Source organism: Arthrobacter zhaoxinii (assembly GCF_025244925.1).
Taxonomy (GTDB): Bacteria; Actinomycetota; Actinomycetes; order Actinomycetales; family Micrococcaceae; genus Arthrobacter_B; species Arthrobacter_B zhaoxinii.
Genome location: NZ_CP104275.1, coordinates 3,342,743 through 3,358,698 on the forward strand (window position 1 = coordinate 3,342,743; position 15,956 = coordinate 3,358,698).

The window sequence follows — 15,956 nt, forward strand, 5'->3', positions numbered from 1 at the left end:
AAAGGATGGCCATGACCCAGCCAGCCGTACTCCGCACCCCCGCCCGCCCGTCCCCCCGCCTCGCGTGGTGGAACCTGACCATTGATGCCGGTGGTTTTGAACTGGCCGACCGGATCATTGGTGAACTCGTGGCACCCCTTATTGCCCAGGCAAGGCTGTGTGGAACCCAGCGGTGGTTCTATACCCGCCGCATGCAGCCCTCGAATGCTCAGGTCCGGCTTCGCGTGCTCGCCCCGCCGGAGACCCTGGAGCGGCTCAAGTCCCTGCTGGGAGCCCTGCAGGAACAGTCCGGAGATCCGGTGCGCAGCCTCGCAGTGGAGCATGATTTCAGCGAGCCGGTGCTGGACCGGACCGTCGGCACGGACGCCCTGCTGCCGTCAGTCGAAGCCGATCTGGCCCGCTACGGCGGAGTTGACGGGCTTGCCCTCGCGGAAGAAGTCTTCGAGCTTTCATCCGATCTCTGCCTCTGGGCAACGGCACGGTTTGCGAAGGCGCAGAACCGGTCCGCCCTGGCTTCGCTCCTGCTCTTCGATTCCGCCTACGCGATGATGAAGGGACCCCGCGCGTCCACCTGGCCGGACCGTCGTCGGGTCTCCTGGGAGTACTACTGGGACAGCCATCTCCACAGCTGCACTGCAACAGACCCGCGGGCCGCCGGAGTGCAGAAGGCCACCGGGGCGCAGGCACAGGCCCAGTTGATGCCCGTCCACCGCCTGATGATGGCCACGGCGTCCGAATCCGCAGTCACGAACTGGCGCAGGCGCTGGCTGCGGACCATAGACACCTACCTGTACCGGGCGGACAAGGCCGGAGCCAGCCGCAGCGCCCAGCACCTCACCGTTTTCCAGGCGCACGGCCTGTTGAACCGGCTGGGATTCACCCTTCGCCAGGAGGCACTGATCGGGGTTTATGCGCGCACCTGGAGCCGGGAGAAGGAAGTGGAGCTGGCGGAGGCCACCTGAGCGTGGGACCGGGGCAGCGGCGGCGGGCCGGGGACGGGCGAGGATAGAATCGGCGTATGAGCCTAACCGCGGACCAACACTCCGTTGCAGCTGAATTGCAGCAGCTAATTCTGCAGACCGAGTCGGTGGAGCTCTTCCTCGAGGGCTTCGCCACGCGTGCGGCTGAACTTTTCAGCAGCGACGCCGAAGTCCTGGCCGGGGTGACGCTGCTTCGGAACAAACAGGGCACCACCGTGGCCAGCAGCAGCGAGGCGGCGCGGGCGCTGGACGAAGTCCAGTACGGCTTCGGAGACGGACCGTGCCTGCGGGCCTCACGGACGGGGCGGACCGTCATGGTGGAAGATGTGCGCACCGACCCGCGGTGGCCGGACTATACGGACGCCATCCGGGACCGCGGTTTCCATTCCATCCTCGGCGTCCCGCTTATCCTCGGTAACGACGGCGGTGCCGGACTGAACCTGTACGCCCGGGACGCGGGCCACTTCACGCCGCACATCGTCCAGTCTGCCGAAACGTTCGCCGCCGAGGCCGCAGTCACCCTGCAACTGGCCGTCCAGATCGCCCGGCACAAGAGCACAGCCGATCATCTCCGCGCGGCCATGGAAGCCAGGACCACCATCGACGTTGCCGTGGGCATTGTCATGGCGCAGAACAAATGCAGCCAGGAAGCGGCCTTCGAGATCCTGAGCGGTGCCTCCAGCAACCGGAACGTGAAACTCCGGGACGTAGCCGAGCGCGTGGTGCAGTCCGTAACCGCGCAGACTGTGAAAACGCACTTCGTCGACTAGGCGCCCCCGGGACGATGTCCGGTCAGGCTTTGTCCACCAGCGCGGCGACGGCCGCCCGGGCACCGCTGCGGTGCAGGGTTCCGAGGGCGGACAGGTACTCCTGTGCAAACCCCGGGTCGGAGGACAGGTTGGCAAAGAAGTGCTCCTGCGAAATAAAAGCCAGCGGATCCTCCCGGTTCCGGCCGGCCGCGGCCATCACCTCGTCACGCCGGTTATCGACCACCCGGATCTGTTCACCTGCTTCGTCCACGCCCTCGGCGTAGCGTGCCCACGAAGCGATGATGGCGGCTGACCTGGCGGTTTCGCCGCCGGCGGCCACATTCTCCCGGACCACCGGAACCAGCCATTTCGGAATCCGGTCGGAGCTTTCGGCGCACAGCCGGGCGAGGGTGTCCCGGACGTGTTCATTGCCGAAGCGCTCCAGCAGCCTTCTCTTGTAGGCGTCCAGATCGACACCCGGAACGGGGAGGAGGGTGGGGGTTGCTTCCCGGTCCATGTAGTCCAGGAGGAACTGTGCCATCTGCGGGTCCCGCGCGGCCTCGTGTACGTATCGGTAGCCCGCAAGATAGCCCAGGTAGGCCAGGGCCTGATGGCCGCAGTTCAGCAGACGCAGTTTCATGTATTCATACGGTTCGACGTCGGCCGCCATGTTCACGCCGGCGTCCTCCCAGGCCGGCCGGCCCTGGGGAAACGTGTCTTCCAGGGCCCACTGCTCGAAGTCCTCTGCGATAACCGGCCAGGCGTCCTCCACCCCGAATTCCTCCGACAGCAGGGCACGGTCGGCGTCGGTTGTCGCCGGGGTGATCCGGTCCACCATGGAGGAAGGGAACGAGACGGATTCCTGTACCCAGTCCCCCAGTTCGGGATCCAGCAGCCGAGCGAATTCGCCAAAGGCCTTGCGGGCCACCTCGCCGTTGCCCGGGACGTTGTCGCAGGACATCACCGCGAACGGTGCCACCCCTCGGTCGCGTCGGCGGCGCAGGGCCTCGGTCACCAGGCCGAAAACACTCACGGGAACCGCGCCGGGCTGCAGGTCCGCAGCGACGCCGGCGGACGCGGCGTCGAACTCGCCCGTGGTGTCGCTGATGTTGTAGCCGCCCTCGGTGATCGTCAGGGAGACAATGCGGGTGGCCGGGTCCGCCATTTTCTCGATAACGGCGTCGGGATCCTCGGGTGCGAACAGATATTCAACGATGGAGCCGATCACGCGGGCTTCGCGGACACCGTCAGGGTGCTTCAGCATCAGGGTGTACAGGCAGTCCTGGCTGTCCATCACGGTTTTCATGGCGGCGTCCTGCGGCAGAACGCCCACGCCGCAGATGGCCCAGTCGAGGGCCTTGCCCTCGTTCATCAGCCGGTCCAGGTACATGGCCTGGTGTGCCCGGTGGAACCCGCCCACGCCGAAGTGGACAATCCCGGTGGTCAGCCGGGAGCGGTCATATAGGGGCCGGGACAGGGAGGCCGGGAGATGGGGAAGGGACTCTTCATTGAGCTTGGTCATAACGCCGCCTTAGGCCAAAGGATTCCGCTAAAGCTACCAGATTCAGCCCCGGCCGCCCGGGTAAAGCGGTCCTGCGGCGTACTTGGCGTCGTCACTCGACGGCCTGGGCATCCAGTTCAATAAAGACCCAGTCCGGTTCGGCCAGGATGGGATCCATGACGGGGCCGCCGGCCTCGGCAATCCGGTCCTGGACCTTGGGCGGCAGGCCGTCCTGGCGGAGATTGTGCCTCAACCAGTCCTTGGCCGAACCGTCCAGGTACGGCCACCAGCGTTCGATTCGGATAGGTTCCACAGCAGCCCCCTTCAGCGTTGCGTAAATCCACGGTGACACCGGCACTGAGGGGGCGCAAGAGGGCACCGAAAGAGCTGCGGTGCTACCGGAAAGTAGCACCGCAGCCGAAAAAACTCAGTCCCGGACGCTGATCGATTCCAGCGCCTCACGGGCCTCTTCGGCCAGGGAAGCGGGGATGGGGGCACTCTTCGCTGCCTCTGCGGAGGTCTGCTGTCCCTCCTCGCTCACCACATACTGGCCGAAGGTCCGCACCCGCTCGACGAGGTCGGCGTCTTCGTAGGAGCTGCAGTAGATCTGGTAGGACACCAGCACCAGCGGGTAGGCCCCGGGCGCCGTGGTCCGTCGGTCCAGCTGCAGCGCAATGTCGTGTTCGCCGCGTCCGGGGACCCGCGTGGACTGTTCGACGGCGGTGCTTGCCGCTTCGGCGCTGATCGGCACGAATTCGGTCCCGACGAGCAGGTTGGCGGTGCCCATGGAATCGTCGATCACCGAGTCGTCGGCGTAGGTGACGGCCCCCTCGGTGCGTGTCACGGTGCTGACGACGCCGGAGCTCCCCTGTGCATTCTCGCCCTGCAGTCCTCCCGGCCAGGTTCCGGAGGGCTCGTCCGGCCAGGCCCCGGGCGCCACTTCGTGCAGATATTCGGTGAAGTTCTCGGTGGTGCCGGAGTCATCGGCACGGCTGACCGGGGTAATCCGGGTCTCGGGCAGCTGTGTTTCCGGGTTGAGCGCCGCGATGGCGGGATCGTTCCAGGTCTCGATCTCGCCGCGGAACATCCGCGCGATGGTGTCGGCGTCAAGGTTCAGCGATTCGATGCCGGGAAGGTTGAAGGCGACGGCTATGGGGGAAATGTAGGCGGGAATGTCCAGGGCGCCTTCCGGGCCGCAGACGGCCTTGGCGTCCTCCATTTCCTCTTCCTGCAGGTAGGCGTCGGAACCGGCGAAGTTCACCGCGCCGGCCAGCAGGGCGCTGCGCCCGGCGCCGGAGCCGTCCGGGGAATACTGCAGCTGGACCTTGGGATGCAGCGTTCCGAAGCCGGCAATCCAGGAATCCATTGCCGGTCCCTGGGCACTGGACCCGGCACCGGAAAGTACTCCGCTGAGGGTGGAGGTGCTGTTCTCGGCGGCCTCGCGCTGGGCGTCTCCGAGGGGATAGTCGGATCCGCAGGCGGTGAGGGCAAGTGTTGCCAGCACCACCGTGGCCAGGGAACGGGCGGGGCGGTTTGGGCGCACAGGGTGTCCTTCCAAGAAACGGCTACGGCGTCCATGCCGGGAGGTAGTCTGCAAAAAGGCAGCTCTTTCAAGGCTAGCTGGCAATCGGCCCCGCCTGCCAACTGAAAGCCGCCTTCCCCCTTGAGCGGCGGCGGTGCCAACTGACAGCATTGACGGCACTGCGGAGGTTACCGTTACGGCTGCGCCGGCGCCGGGACGGCTCCGCGTGCGCAAAGCCGAGGAGCTCCCGTGCTGATTGCCGCAGCCATCTTTGCCGTCGTCGCCGCAGCCGTGGCGTTCTACTTCTTTATGCTCGAATCCCTGCGCTGGGCGGAACCCGACACCGCCGAAGTGTTCGCTCTGCGGGGATCCAACCCCGCAGCCACTGCCCAGCTGGCCTACAACCTGGGGTTCTACAACCTGTTCCTGGCGGTGGGAGCTGCGCTGGGCGTGGTCCTGCTCTTCGCCGGAAACGCCGTGGCCGGGCTGACGCTGATGACCTTCACCACGGCCTGCATGCTGCTCGCCTCGGTGGTCCTGGTACTCAGCGACCGGAGAGTGGCCCGGCTGTCCCTGGTCCAGGGTGCTCCTGCCGCCCTTTCCCTCGTCCTTTCACTGCTCGGAACCTGAAGGACGGCAGTGATGCCGGGCGATCACCCGACGACGGCGGCCGGCACCGCGTACGCGGCCCGGGTCCAGAGGTGGAACAAGGCATAGGAGCGCCACGGACGCCACGGCTGTGAGAGCCGGGCTGCTTCCCGCCCGGTTCCCACGCCCAGGGCCCGTTTCAGCACCAGGTCATCGGCCGGATAGGCGTCGCGGTCCCCCAGCACCCGCACGGCCAGATAATCCGCGGTCCACGGGCCGATCCCCGGCAGGGCCAGCAGGCCGGCGCGCACGGCGTCAGGATCCGCTCCGGAATGCAGCGGCAGCCCGTCCGCCACGGCCCGGGCCAGGGCGGACAGGGTCCGGGCGCGGGCATGCGTGATCCGGACGGTGGACTGGATGTCGGCAGCCGGCACCGCGGCCAGGCGCTCCGCCGTCGGAAAGGCGGCTAATCCGCCGGGTCCGGGTTCCCCGAAGGCCGCAACCAGCCGGGAGCCGAAGGTCCGGGCGGCCGCCAGGGATACCTGCTGCCCGAGGACGGTCTGGACGCCGGTCTCAAAGCCGTCCGTGGACCCCGGCACCCGCAGGCCGGGGTGCCGCCGCACCAGGGGTTCCAGCAGCTCGAAGCCGGCGAGGAACGGATCCACCACGCCCGGGTCGGCGTCCAGGTCAAGCCAGGCCCGGACCGAGGCGACAAGCGACGGTTCCTGAGCGTCAGGCAGGGCGGGCAGCTCGAGGACCGCTCCGGCGTCGTCCATGTGCACCGTCACGGGGACCGGACCCGCGGAACCCGCGACCAGCCGCTCCACGGTGGCGCCGTCGTCGGTCCGGGTGACCCGTTCCAGGCCCGGTACCGCGTGCGCCTGCAGCGCGCTGGCGAGCGGTTCCCAGGCGAAGGGCCCGCGGTGCGGCAGTGAAAGCCGCCGACCCGCCGCTACTTCGGTCATGACAGTCCGGTCATGCGCAGCGTGATGTTGATCCGGCCCGCGGGCAGGCCGGACTCCGGATCGGCCGTACCCGCCAGGGTCCGCGGGACGCCGTGGTAGGCGAAGCGGGAGGGGCCGCCGAACACAAACAGGTCTCCGGATTCCAGTTCCAGGTCGGTGTAGGGGCGGGTTCTCGTCTCGGTGTTGCCGAACCGGAAAACGCAGGTATCCCCGATGCTGATGGACACCACCGGGGCGCTGGATTTCTCGTCCTTGTCCTGGTGCATGCCCATGTGGGCGCCCTCCGCGTAGTAGTTGATCAGCGCGGTGTCCGGGGTGTAGTTCTCCGGCCGGAAGTCCTCCCGGGCGTAACTGCCGTCGGGTTGCCGGTAGGCCTCGCGGAGGGCGTCGCGGCCCAGTTCGATCAGCCAGTCGGGCAGTTCGGCGACCCGGCCGCCGCCGACGTCGTCCGCCGTCCGCGTGTATTTATAGGGCTGCCAGTGCCACCCCAGGCACACGGTCTGCACGGACATGGTGTGCCCGCCGGGGAGGACGGCCGCGCGCATGGGCACCGGGCCGATGGCCCACTGCCGGCAGGCCTGCACGATCTGCCGCTGTTTCTCCGGCGGCAGCCAGCCCGGCACGTGGACGGCGCCGACGGCGGGTTCGGATCGTTCACGGGGGAAAAGGGAGTTGCTCATGCGGCGGCTTCCAGGTCGAGGAGGATTTTCTTGGCGGCCGGACCGCCGCGGTAACCGCCGGTGGTTCCGTCGGAGCGCAGGACCCGGTGGCAGGGGATCACCAGGGGCAGCGGATTGCGGCCGCAGGCGGTGCCCACGGCCCGGACGGCGCCGGGGTTTCCGGTCAGTGCGGCTATGCCTGCGTACGTGGAGGTGCGTCCGTAGCCGATCTGCTGCAGCGTCTGGACCACGGTCCGCCGGTATCCGGCGGTGAGCCGCAGGTCCAGGTCCAGGTCGAAACTGCGGCGGGTGCCGTCGAAGTACTCACGGAGCTGGGCCGCGGGACGGGCCAGGCGGCCCGGAGCCTCAAGGATCCGCGGGCTGATCCGGGTGCTGAGGTCCTGCAGCACGGTGTCCACCCCTTCACCTTCGAACGCCACCCGGACCAGGCCGGCGTCGGTGGCCGCGAGGATGAGCCGGCCCACGGGGCTGTCGATGACTGTGTAGGCGACGTCCAGCAGCCCGGCCGGCTCCGCGTCGGCGGCGAGGCGGGTGTGCAGGGCGGCCAGGACCGCGGCCTCGCGGGGGTCGGGCGCCAGGAGGCGGGTGCCGGAGGTGTCGGCGGCGGCGGTGTCGGTGCCGCCGGGTCCGGCGCCGGCGGAATCATAGGATGCCATTGCGGTCCTCCTCGTAGAGGGTGCGTAGTTTCTTGATGCCGTCGGCCGCGGACCGGCGGCAGGCGGCTTCGCTGCCGCCGAGCAGCTGGGCCACTTCGGCGTACGGAAGTCCGGCGAGGTGGTGGTAGGCCAGGGCCTCGCGCTGGCGGACCGACAGTGTTTTCAGGGCCGTCCACAATCCGTCGGTATCCGCCGGTGCTGCCGCCGGCGGAGGTTCCGGTATGTCGTTCACCGGCAGCGGGTTCCGGGCCGCGGAGCGGTGCTGGTCCACGGCCTTCCGCTTGGCAATGGTCACCAGCCAGGCCTGGACATTGGCGCCCTCGGGCAGGTCCGGGTAGGCGCCCAGGGCGGCGAGGAACGTTTCCGACCAGGCATCTTCGGCCGCGTCCGGCCCAAGAACGGCACGGCAGACGCGCAGCACGGCCGGGCCGTGCTCGCGGACAATCTGCTCAAAGGGTTTCACTTCCACATACGGTAGACGTTTTCCGCGCGCCGTTTGTGAGCCGCCGTGTTAAGAAAGTTTCTCCTGTTCGGCGGCGGTGGCTAGACTTCCCTCTACGTCGCACTGATCAAAGGAGATCACCCCCATGCACAACCTCGCCGGCATCCTGACCGACACGGTGGCACGCTTTCCGGAGCGGACAGCCCTCAAACTAGATGACACCGTTATCTCCTACGCCGCCCTCGATGCCATGAGCGCCAAGGTTGCCGGCCTCCTCGCGAGCCGGGGCGTGAAGCCCGGAGACCGCGTCGCACTCGTGATGCCGAACATCCCGCAGATGGCGTTCCTCTACTACGGCACCCTGCGCCACGGCGCCGTCGTCGTCCCCATGAACCCGCTGCTGAAGGCCCGCGAGGTGGCCTACCACCTGCAGGATTCGGGCGCCCGGATTGCCTTCGCCTGGGAGGGAGTGGCCGCCGAGGTCGCCGCCGGGGCGGAAGAAGCCGGCGGGGTCGAGGTGGTCTCCGTGGACTCGACTGCCTTCCTGCAGCTGCTGGCCGGTGCGGAGGCACACCCCGACGTAGCGGAGGTGGATGACCAGGACACCGCGGTGATCCTCTACACCTCCGGAACCACGGGACGGCCCAAGGGTGCCGCCCTCACCCACCGCAACCTGCTGACCAACGCCTATGTGGCGCAGTCCCTGCTCAACACCGTGGAGACGGATGTCCACTTCGGCGGACTGCCCTTCTTCCATGTGTTCGGCCAGACGGCAGCCCTGAACTCGTCAGTGCTGTCCGGGGCCTCCATCAGCCTGCTGCCGCGTTTCGATGCGGGCAAGGCCCTGGAGATCATCGAGCGTGACGGCGTCACCATCTTCGAGGGCGTGCCCACCATGTACGTGGGTATGCTGCGCCACCCGGCGGTCAAGAGCACCAACCTGTCATCCCTGCGCGGAGCCATCACCGGCGGTTCCGCCATGCCGCTGGAAATCCTGCACGAGTTCGAAGAGGTTTTCGGCATCGAGCTCCTGGAGGGCTACGGCCTTTCGGAGACTTCGCCGATCGTCTCCTTCAATGTTCCCGGCGGCGACCGCCGGCCCGGCTCCATCGGCAAAACCGTGGCGGGGACGGAGGTCCGGATGCTGGATCCGGACGGCAACGACGTGCCGGTGGGCGAGGTCGGGGAGCTCTCAGTCCGCGGCGACGGCGTGATGAAGGGCTACTGGAAGAACGACGACGCCACCGCCGCCGCCATTCCGGACGGCTGGTTCCGGACCGGAGACCTGGCCCGATTCGACGAGGACGGCAACATCTTCATCGTGGACCGGAAGAAGGACATCATTCTGCGCGGCGGCTACAACGTCTATCCCCGGGAGATCGAAGAGGTGCTCTACGAGCACCCGGCCGTGGCAGAAGCTGCTGTCATCGGCATTCCCGACCCGCTGCACGGCGAGGAGATCGTTGCGGTGGTGGGACTTCGTGAAGAGGCCGCGCCCGCCGACAACGCCGCCCGGGAAGAGCTGATCGCGGATATCCAGCAGTTCACCAAGGACCGGCTGGCCGCGTACAAGTATCCGCGCCGCATCGAGCTGACCGATGCCCTGCCGAAGGGGCCCACGGGCAAGATCCTGAAGCGGGAAATCAAGGTTCCCGCTCCCCTGGCGGCCGAAGCGCCCGGGGTCTAGGGTCCGCTGGGGCCCAGGGCACGGCCCCTGCGGGGCCTGGAACGGCGGCAACGAAATTCTCCGCTCGCAGAGCTCGCGAGAATATTAAAGCCGCCTTCCTCCAGGCCCCTCCGGCGCCGTTGGAGGGGCCGCGGGTTCATCGAGTCTGCACGATTTACCGTTCCCTGCATCGAGTCCGCAGGATTTACTGATTTCCGGTCGGAAAAAGGTAATTGCTGCAGACTCGATCTGCAGCGACCCTCGAACGGCTGAATGGACACCCGGAGCCTGGTGACGTGCCTTGTAGGGAACGTGTTCGCTAGGCGTAGGGTTCGACGTCGGCCGCTGCCTCCCCCGGCAGCCCGGCAGGATCATCGGAGCGGACCAGCACAACCCCGGCAACGATCAGGCACCCGCCCGCCAGCTGGACCGGGCGTGGCAGCTCCGAGAGCAGCAGCCACGCCCACAGGACCGCAAACAGCACCTCGGTCAGGGACACGAACGAGGCCACCCGCGAGCCGAGGGACCGCGCCGCGATGATGCCGGTGACGTAGGCCAGCACGGTGGACAACAGCACCAGGCCCGTCAGAGGGACCCACCACGCCGTCTGCCAGCCGCCCAGATCCACGTCGGCTGTGCTGAAGGCCAGGGGCAGGATGCCGGTCATCCCCAGCACGGCCATGGTGGCTCCGCCCACGAGCATTCCTCCCGTGGCCAGCACCAACGGCGGGAGGGAGTCATTCTGCTTGGCGGTGATGAAGAAATAACTGGCCAGGCAGACCGCAGCGGCGAGCCCCCACAGCACGCCCACCGGGTCGATGCGCGTGTTGCCGGCCAGGTCAAGGACCAGCACCAGCCCCGCGACGGCGGCCACCGTGCCGAGGACGGTGCGGAGCCCGGGCCGGCGGCGAGTGGCCAGCCAGATCCAGAGGACCATCAGCACCGGGGCAAGGAATTCCAGCAGCAGTGCCACTCCCACGGACAGGCGCTCCACCGCGTTGAAGTAAAAGAACTGGCACCCTGCCACCCCGACGAAACCGAAAAGCACAATGGTGCGCCAGTTCTCCCGAACCTGGCTCCAACGCCCATGCAGGGCAACCGCGGCCGGAACTGCCAGGACCAGGGCGGCACCGAGCATCCGAACGGCCACGGCTCCGGTACTGCTCCAACCGGTCTCCAGCAGCGACTTCGCAAAGGAGCCGGAGAGTCCGAACACCGCTGACGATGCCAGTGCCACCAGAATGCCGGCGGCCCCCGGGCGCAGCAGCGTACGGTCAGCGTTCGTCCGTGCCGGTGCCATCTATCTCCCTGGGTTTGTGGATGCCCGGGAGACCCGGTCCCGGGAGTACGACGGCGACGCTACCCGGAGCGCCGAACTGGTTCAAGGCAGCAGCAGCATTACTTGCTGCTGCCCCTTGCCATCCGTCTGGTCTGAAGCTATTCTTGCGACGGCTGCGGGTAGTGACAATTGTCACCATCATTCGCGCAGACCAATTTTAGTCTCGCTCCTCCGCATGTCCCAGTGCTGCTCACGCCCGCATGGACGCCGGAGGCCGACGTTTATGGGGGAATTTCATGCAGGATAGTCCACGTCCGCTCTACGCCCGGGCCAGCGCCCTGAGCGCAGCGGCCCTTTTGGCAGTGAGCGGCGCATTCATCGCCGGTCCGGCCATGGCCAATACCGGGGATACCCCGGCAACAACCGATGCTCCCGCCACTGCACCGCTGGAGACCGAAGCCGCGACTCCCGCCGAAACCGGTGAAGCATCTCTGGCTCCCGGCCTGGAAGAGGCGTTGCAGCGGGACCTCGGCATGACCGTTGAGGAATTCCTGGCTGCCGGCGAGCTCGGCAAGAAGGCTTCAGACGCCCTCGAGCAGCTCAAGGCCACCGAAGGCTTCATCAGCATCGAGGTCCTCGACGGCGGCCTGGTCATTACGGGTAGCGGCGAGGAACTCGAGAAGCTGGCTGTTGAACTCGAGGCCACTGTTGTTGAGCCCGTGGCTCCTGTGGTGGAGACGCCGGCAGAAACCTTCGACGAGGCCACCGAGACCCCCGAGGCTTCCCCGGCACCCCAGCCCACTGAAACCGAAGCTGCAGCTCCCGAGACAGATGTCAAGGAAGACACTGACCCTGAAGAAACAAAGCAGGCATCGGATCTTCGCAGCCTCCTGGCCGAGTACGCCGCGGCAACGGGCAGCACGGACAAACTGCAGTCAGTCAGCGGTAACCTCGCCGATGGGTTTGTTCTCAAGATGGGCGGCCCCGCAGAACCCCTCGGTTCGCCGACCGCCCGCAGCACGTCCGCGCCCATGACAGCGCAGGAGTTCGACGCGAAATACTCGAACGTCACGGTCAGCTACAACGCCCAGAGCGCGCAGAAGCTTGAAGACATTCCGAATGGTTCGGGCTACCTCTATTCGAAGGGCGGAAGTTCCTACGCCTGCTCCATCGGATTCAGCGGGTTCAATGCCGCCGGCGAGGATGCGGTCATCACTGCCGGGCACTGCCCGGACGGAGCACTGCCTGAAACCGTTCTCGAGCATCATGACTATGCCCTGGGGCTCTTCGGCGAAACCTTCGAATTCGGCGGCACCGAGACCGACCCCGGTACAGATATCGGCGTCATCGACGAGATCAACCCCGAATTGACCCTGCTGCCGGAAACCCTGCAGTGGAGAAGCGTTGAGGATCTCTCCGCCACCACGGTGAAGGTCACCGGATCCACCGCTCCCGTCGTGGGCGCACCGATCTGCAAGTCCGGACGGACGACCTTCTGGACCTGTGGCACCATCAGCGAGAGCGATCAGCTCCTCTACGTCGAGGGCTCTTGGGTTGAAGGCTTTGAGGCCAACATTGAGGCTGCACCCGGCGACTCCGGTGGATCCATGATCTCCGGCAACCTGGCCGTGGGCCTCATCAGCGCCGGCGTACCCGACTCCGGCGTGGTCCTGGGCGCGGACCTCGACCGTGCCATGTCCGTGATCCCCGGCTATACCATTGCCATCCACGTGGATGCTCCAGCGCTGACCAGCCCGGAGAACAACGGTACGGTTGAAACCGATGCCGCCATCACCGGTACCGCCCCCGCCGGCAGCACCGTCAACGTGACCATCGACGGCGAAGACGCCAAGGCAGAGACCGCGGCCGACGGTACCTGGACGGTCAAGGCACCGACCCTGATTCCTGCAGACGAAAAGATCACCATAACGGCGCAGGCCGTCAATGGTTTCAACAAGTCCACGGTCAGTGAATTCGAACTGACGGTCAAGGAAGCACCCCTGCCGGCTCCGGCCTTCACCACCCCCGGAACCGTGCTGCGTTCCATCGAGACCATTGAGGGTACCGGCGTTGCCGGCGCCACCGTGGCCCTGACCGTGCCGGGCGACGCCGAGGAAGAGGACGTAGCTGCTGCTGCTGTCCTCGAGACTGAGGTCGACGACGAGGGCAACTGGTCGGTAACCCTCGAGGAGCCGCTGACGTACGGCGTCTATGAGCTCTCCGCTACACAGGCCGGCATTGCAGGCAAGGAAGGCTCAGCGTCAGCGACGCTGACCCTCACGGTCGCCCCTGACGCACCCGTGATCTCGTCACCGACCGACGGCCAGGAATTCGTGGAAGGCTCCCTTCCCGAGGACATCACCGGAACCGGCACCGCCGGTTCCAAGGTGACCGTCGCCATCGATGACAAGGCACTCGAGGCCGTAGTCGTGGACGAAGACGGCACGTGGACCGTACCGATGGGCGACCTGAGCGCAGGCAGCCACGGCGTCAAGGCCTTCCAGGTCATCAACGAAGCCGCCTCGGCCGATGACTTCGCCAGCATCATGGTCACGGCAGCTCCGGTTGTCGTAGATCCCACACCGGCCGGCAACCCGAACCCGGGAACGGACAACGGCACGGGCGCCGGTAACGGAGCGGGTACCGGTAACGGAGCGGGTACCGGCGATCTGCCGGACACCGGCGCCGCCAACCTCGGCCTGCTGGCCGGAGGCGGAGCAGGCCTGCTCGCCGCCGGTGCTGCAGCACTGATGTACAACAAGCGCCGCCGGGTTGCTGTAGACGCCTAACCGGCCGAAGCACAACGGTAAATAACTAAAGCGGGTCCCTGCCAACGGCCGGGACCCGCTTTGGCTTAAGCTACAGTCACGCATCAGGAGGAATCATGATCCCGAACCGGACGCAGCACCCGCTCCACCAGCCTTCCGCCCGGCCCCTGGCCGGGATAGCCTTGGCCGTCGTCATCGCTGCAGCAGTCAGCGGGTGCGGCGCGCAACCGGGCGACGGCGGCACTGCCGCCCCGTCGCCCTCTGCCGCTGTTTCCACGGATACCGCCAGCCCCTCTCCCTCTCCCTCTGCCTCCTCCGGTACTGCCACCCCGGCTGCACCGGCAACGCCTGGATCGGACCCAGCCATGACCTCAGACGAATTCACCACCGGGCTCCTGCAGCTGCACGATCGGCTCAAACATGATCTCGGGGACCGTTACGCGGACGCATGGGTTGACGGCGGTGTACTCCACGTCGCGGTGACGGATCCGTCCGCCGAAGCAAAGGTGCGCGATGCCGGTGCTGTTCCCGTCACTGTGGCGTTCAACGCCGCCGAACTGCTGCAGGCCCGCACGCAGGTGCAGACCTGGATTGCCGGGAAGCCCGTTCCGCGAGTGGAAATGCACTCGATCAGTGCCAGCGGACGAACGGGTGCAGTAATCGTTACGGTCCCCGCGGAGCAGGTGCCCGCCCTGCAGGCTGCGGCCGACGAACAGTCTCCGGCCGGAAAAGTACCTGTCATTGTGGAGGAATCGGCCGGGATGGCAACCCCCCTGTCCACAAACTAGGAACAAGACAAGCGGAACCGGCGCCGGACGCCGCCTGCGGGCCTAGGGTTGATGGGTCAAGCAGACGGCGTCTTCCTTCTTCCTGTCTGGACGTCTGCCATGGAGCAAACGCTGCTCTCCCTCCTCAGCCGCCGCACCGCATGGATTCTCCTCGCCGCCTGCACGGTGTTCTGGCTGGTCCTGGCCGCCGGATTCCTCGAGGCACCGATGGGCACCCCGCCCACCCTCATGTTCCTGTGGATGTACTCCAGCCTCATGATCGCCCTGGCCAGCGCACCGGTTGCCGCGGCCGCCGTCGCCGCCCTGGTGCTGCACCGCGCAGAAGACCGCGCCGAACCAGGGGAAACCGACGCCGCCGGTGCTGCCGCCCCCGAGCAGCCGCACGAATCACGGAGCTTATACCTTCTGCTCCAACGGCAGTTCAAGAAGCAGCAACAAACAAGTGGTCCGGACTCTTGATAACCGATGAGTGCTCTGGTGTCCTGATCTGGCGGTCCAGCAGTGGGCCGGACCTGCTGCCGAAACCCCCTGCCGCTCATGAGCGCTCTCTCCAGTGTTCCGCCGTCCCTGCTTCCATTCGAAAGAGCCCGCCAGGCACGCGGTGACCTGCAGCAGGCCCTGCACAACGAACTGGTCCTCAGATACCGCGAAATCGCCGAAACGGCAGCAGTTTCCTATGCCGGGAGGGGACGCGAGCTCGCGGATCTGCGCCAGGTCGCCTATCTGGGGCTCATCAAGGCGGTCCGGCGTTTCGACCCTGCTGTCGGTCCGCATTTCCCCGCCTTCGCGGTTCCCACCGTCCACGGCGAGCTCAAGCGCTACCTCCGTGATTCCACCTGGATGGTCCGGCCGCCCCGGCAGCTCCAGGATCTGCGGACCTCCCTCGCCCGCCTCCAGCCGGAGCTTCTCCAGGCCCTGGGACGTGAACCTTCGCTGCGGGAACTCGCCGAAGCGCTGGGGGTCACTGCCAAAACCGTTGCGGAGGCACTGAACTGCCAAAGCAGCCTGCGCCCGGAGTCCCTCGAAGCCCTCGCCGACATCAACGGATCGGAAGAGTGCGCCGTCGCCGACGGACGGTTGGAACGCGCCGAAAACCTGGCCATGCTCCGCCGTGCTGTGCGGAACCTTTCCGGCCAGGACAAGGAACTGCTGTTCCTTCGGTATTTCCACGAGGAATCCCAGCAGGCCATCGGCGAGCGCCTGGGCCTGACACAGATGCAGGTTTCCCGTGGACTGGCCAGGATCCTGGTCCGGCTGCAGCATGAGCTCCTGGACGCCCCCGCTTTCCGAGGCCGGACGGCCGCCCCTGCCGGCAAAGGCACAGCCACAGCCTGAACCTGCAACGCGTTCCTGCCCGGATACCGCCGTCGGC

The 15,956-nt window shown here is 67.0% G+C and carries 16 protein-coding genes; 8 read left to right on the top strand and 8 right to left on the bottom strand.

Annotation, left to right across the window (positions count from 1 at the left end; all coding sequences use genetic code 11):
* The first annotated feature begins 11 nt into the window (after positions 1-11).
* Positions 12-962, top strand: coding sequence for a lantibiotic dehydratase C-terminal domain-containing protein (locus tag N2K95_RS15645; RefSeq protein ID WP_260652299.1), 951 nt, complete (start codon positions 12-14; stop codon positions 960-962).
* A 56-nt stretch (positions 963-1,018) separates the two neighbouring features.
* Complete coding sequence (locus tag N2K95_RS15650) at positions 1,019-1,750, top strand: GAF and ANTAR domain-containing protein (RefSeq protein WP_260652300.1); 732 nt, start codon at positions 1,019-1,021, stop codon at positions 1,748-1,750.
* Between the two features lie 22 nt (positions 1,751-1,772).
* Here the strand turns inward: N2K95_RS15650 and N2K95_RS15655 are convergent, their stop codons facing one another.
* From N2K95_RS15655 to pstS, 3 genes are all read right to left on the bottom strand, one after another.
* The gene (locus N2K95_RS15655; protein WP_260652301.1) at positions 1,773-3,251 is read right to left on the bottom strand and encodes a mannitol dehydrogenase family protein; all 1,479 of its coding nucleotides are present in this window, start codon (positions 3,249-3,251) and stop codon (positions 1,773-1,775) included.
* A 91-nt stretch (positions 3,252-3,342) separates the two neighbouring features.
* Complete coding sequence (locus N2K95_RS15660; RefSeq protein ID WP_255791217.1) at positions 3,343-3,543, bottom strand: hypothetical protein; 201 nt, start codon at positions 3,541-3,543, stop codon at positions 3,343-3,345.
* 114 nt (positions 3,544-3,657) lie between these two features.
* Positions 3,658-4,773 (bottom strand): phosphate ABC transporter substrate-binding protein PstS, encoded by a 1,116-nt coding sequence (gene pstS, locus N2K95_RS15665; RefSeq protein WP_260652302.1) that lies wholly within the window; start codon positions 4,771-4,773, stop codon positions 3,658-3,660.
* A 228-nt stretch (positions 4,774-5,001) separates the two neighbouring features.
* Between pstS and N2K95_RS15670 the strand changes: the two genes are divergently transcribed.
* Positions 5,002-5,382, top strand: a complete 381-nt coding sequence (locus N2K95_RS15670) for a DUF1304 domain-containing protein (RefSeq protein ID WP_260652303.1) — start codon at positions 5,002-5,004, stop codon at positions 5,380-5,382.
* A 23-nt stretch (positions 5,383-5,405) separates the two neighbouring features.
* Here N2K95_RS15670 and N2K95_RS15675 read toward each other — a convergent pair whose 3' ends face one another.
* From N2K95_RS15675 to N2K95_RS15690, 4 genes are read right to left on the bottom strand one after another with little or no spacing between them, the layout of a single operon-like run.
* Positions 5,406-6,305, bottom strand: coding sequence for a DNA-3-methyladenine glycosylase family protein (locus N2K95_RS15675; RefSeq protein WP_260652304.1), 900 nt, complete (start codon positions 6,303-6,305; stop codon positions 5,406-5,408).
* Complete coding sequence (locus N2K95_RS15680; protein ID WP_260652305.1) at positions 6,302-6,985, bottom strand: alpha-ketoglutarate-dependent dioxygenase AlkB family protein; 684 nt, start codon at positions 6,983-6,985, stop codon at positions 6,302-6,304. Before N2K95_RS15680 ends, N2K95_RS15675 begins: the two co-directional genes overlap by 4 nt.
* Positions 6,982-7,641 (bottom strand): methylated-DNA--[protein]-cysteine S-methyltransferase, encoded by a 660-nt coding sequence (locus tag N2K95_RS15685; RefSeq protein ID WP_260652306.1) that lies wholly within the window; start codon positions 7,639-7,641, stop codon positions 6,982-6,984. The genes N2K95_RS15680 and N2K95_RS15685 overlap by 4 nt, the downstream gene beginning before the upstream one ends.
* Positions 7,628-8,104: an RNA polymerase sigma factor gene (locus tag N2K95_RS15690; protein WP_407080096.1), complete on the bottom strand. Its 477-nt coding sequence runs from the start codon at positions 8,102-8,104 to the stop codon at positions 7,628-7,630. The genes N2K95_RS15685 and N2K95_RS15690 overlap by 14 nt, the downstream gene beginning before the upstream one ends.
* 124 nt (positions 8,105-8,228) lie before the next feature.
* On the opposite strand from N2K95_RS15690, the gene N2K95_RS15695 reads away from it, so the two are divergent.
* Positions 8,229-9,770: a long-chain-fatty-acid--CoA ligase gene (locus tag N2K95_RS15695; RefSeq protein ID WP_260652307.1), complete on the top strand. Its 1,542-nt coding sequence runs from the start codon at positions 8,229-8,231 to the stop codon at positions 9,768-9,770.
* Between the two features lie 298 nt (positions 9,771-10,068).
* On the opposite strand, the gene N2K95_RS15700 is transcribed toward N2K95_RS15695, so the two are convergent.
* Positions 10,069-11,049 carry an EamA family transporter gene (locus tag N2K95_RS15700; protein WP_260652308.1) on the bottom strand — a complete coding sequence of 327 codons (981 nt, stop codon included), beginning with the start codon at positions 11,047-11,049 and terminating at the stop codon, positions 10,069-10,071.
* Between the two features lie 275 nt (positions 11,050-11,324).
* Between N2K95_RS15700 and N2K95_RS15705 the strand changes: the two genes are divergently transcribed.
* The 4 genes from N2K95_RS15705 (at position 11,325) to N2K95_RS15720 (ending at position 15,919) form a co-directional block, all read left to right on the top strand.
* On the top strand, positions 11,325-13,817 hold the full coding sequence (locus tag N2K95_RS15705) for an LPXTG cell wall anchor domain-containing protein (protein WP_260652309.1): 2,493 nt from the start codon (positions 11,325-11,327) through the stop codon (positions 13,815-13,817).
* A 95-nt stretch (positions 13,818-13,912) separates the two neighbouring features.
* The gene (locus tag N2K95_RS15710; RefSeq protein ID WP_260652310.1) at positions 13,913-14,584 is read left to right on the top strand and encodes a hypothetical protein; all 672 of its coding nucleotides are present in this window, start codon (positions 13,913-13,915) and stop codon (positions 14,582-14,584) included.
* A 99-nt stretch (positions 14,585-14,683) separates the two neighbouring features.
* Positions 14,684-15,043 (top strand): hypothetical protein, encoded by a 360-nt coding sequence (locus N2K95_RS15715; protein ID WP_260652311.1) that lies wholly within the window; start codon positions 14,684-14,686, stop codon positions 15,041-15,043.
* 78 nt (positions 15,044-15,121) lie between these two features.
* Entirely contained in the window at positions 15,122-15,919 is a 798-nt protein-coding gene (locus tag N2K95_RS15720; protein WP_260652312.1) for a sigma-70 family RNA polymerase sigma factor, read from the top strand.
* Positions 15,920-15,956: the final 37 nt, after the last annotated feature.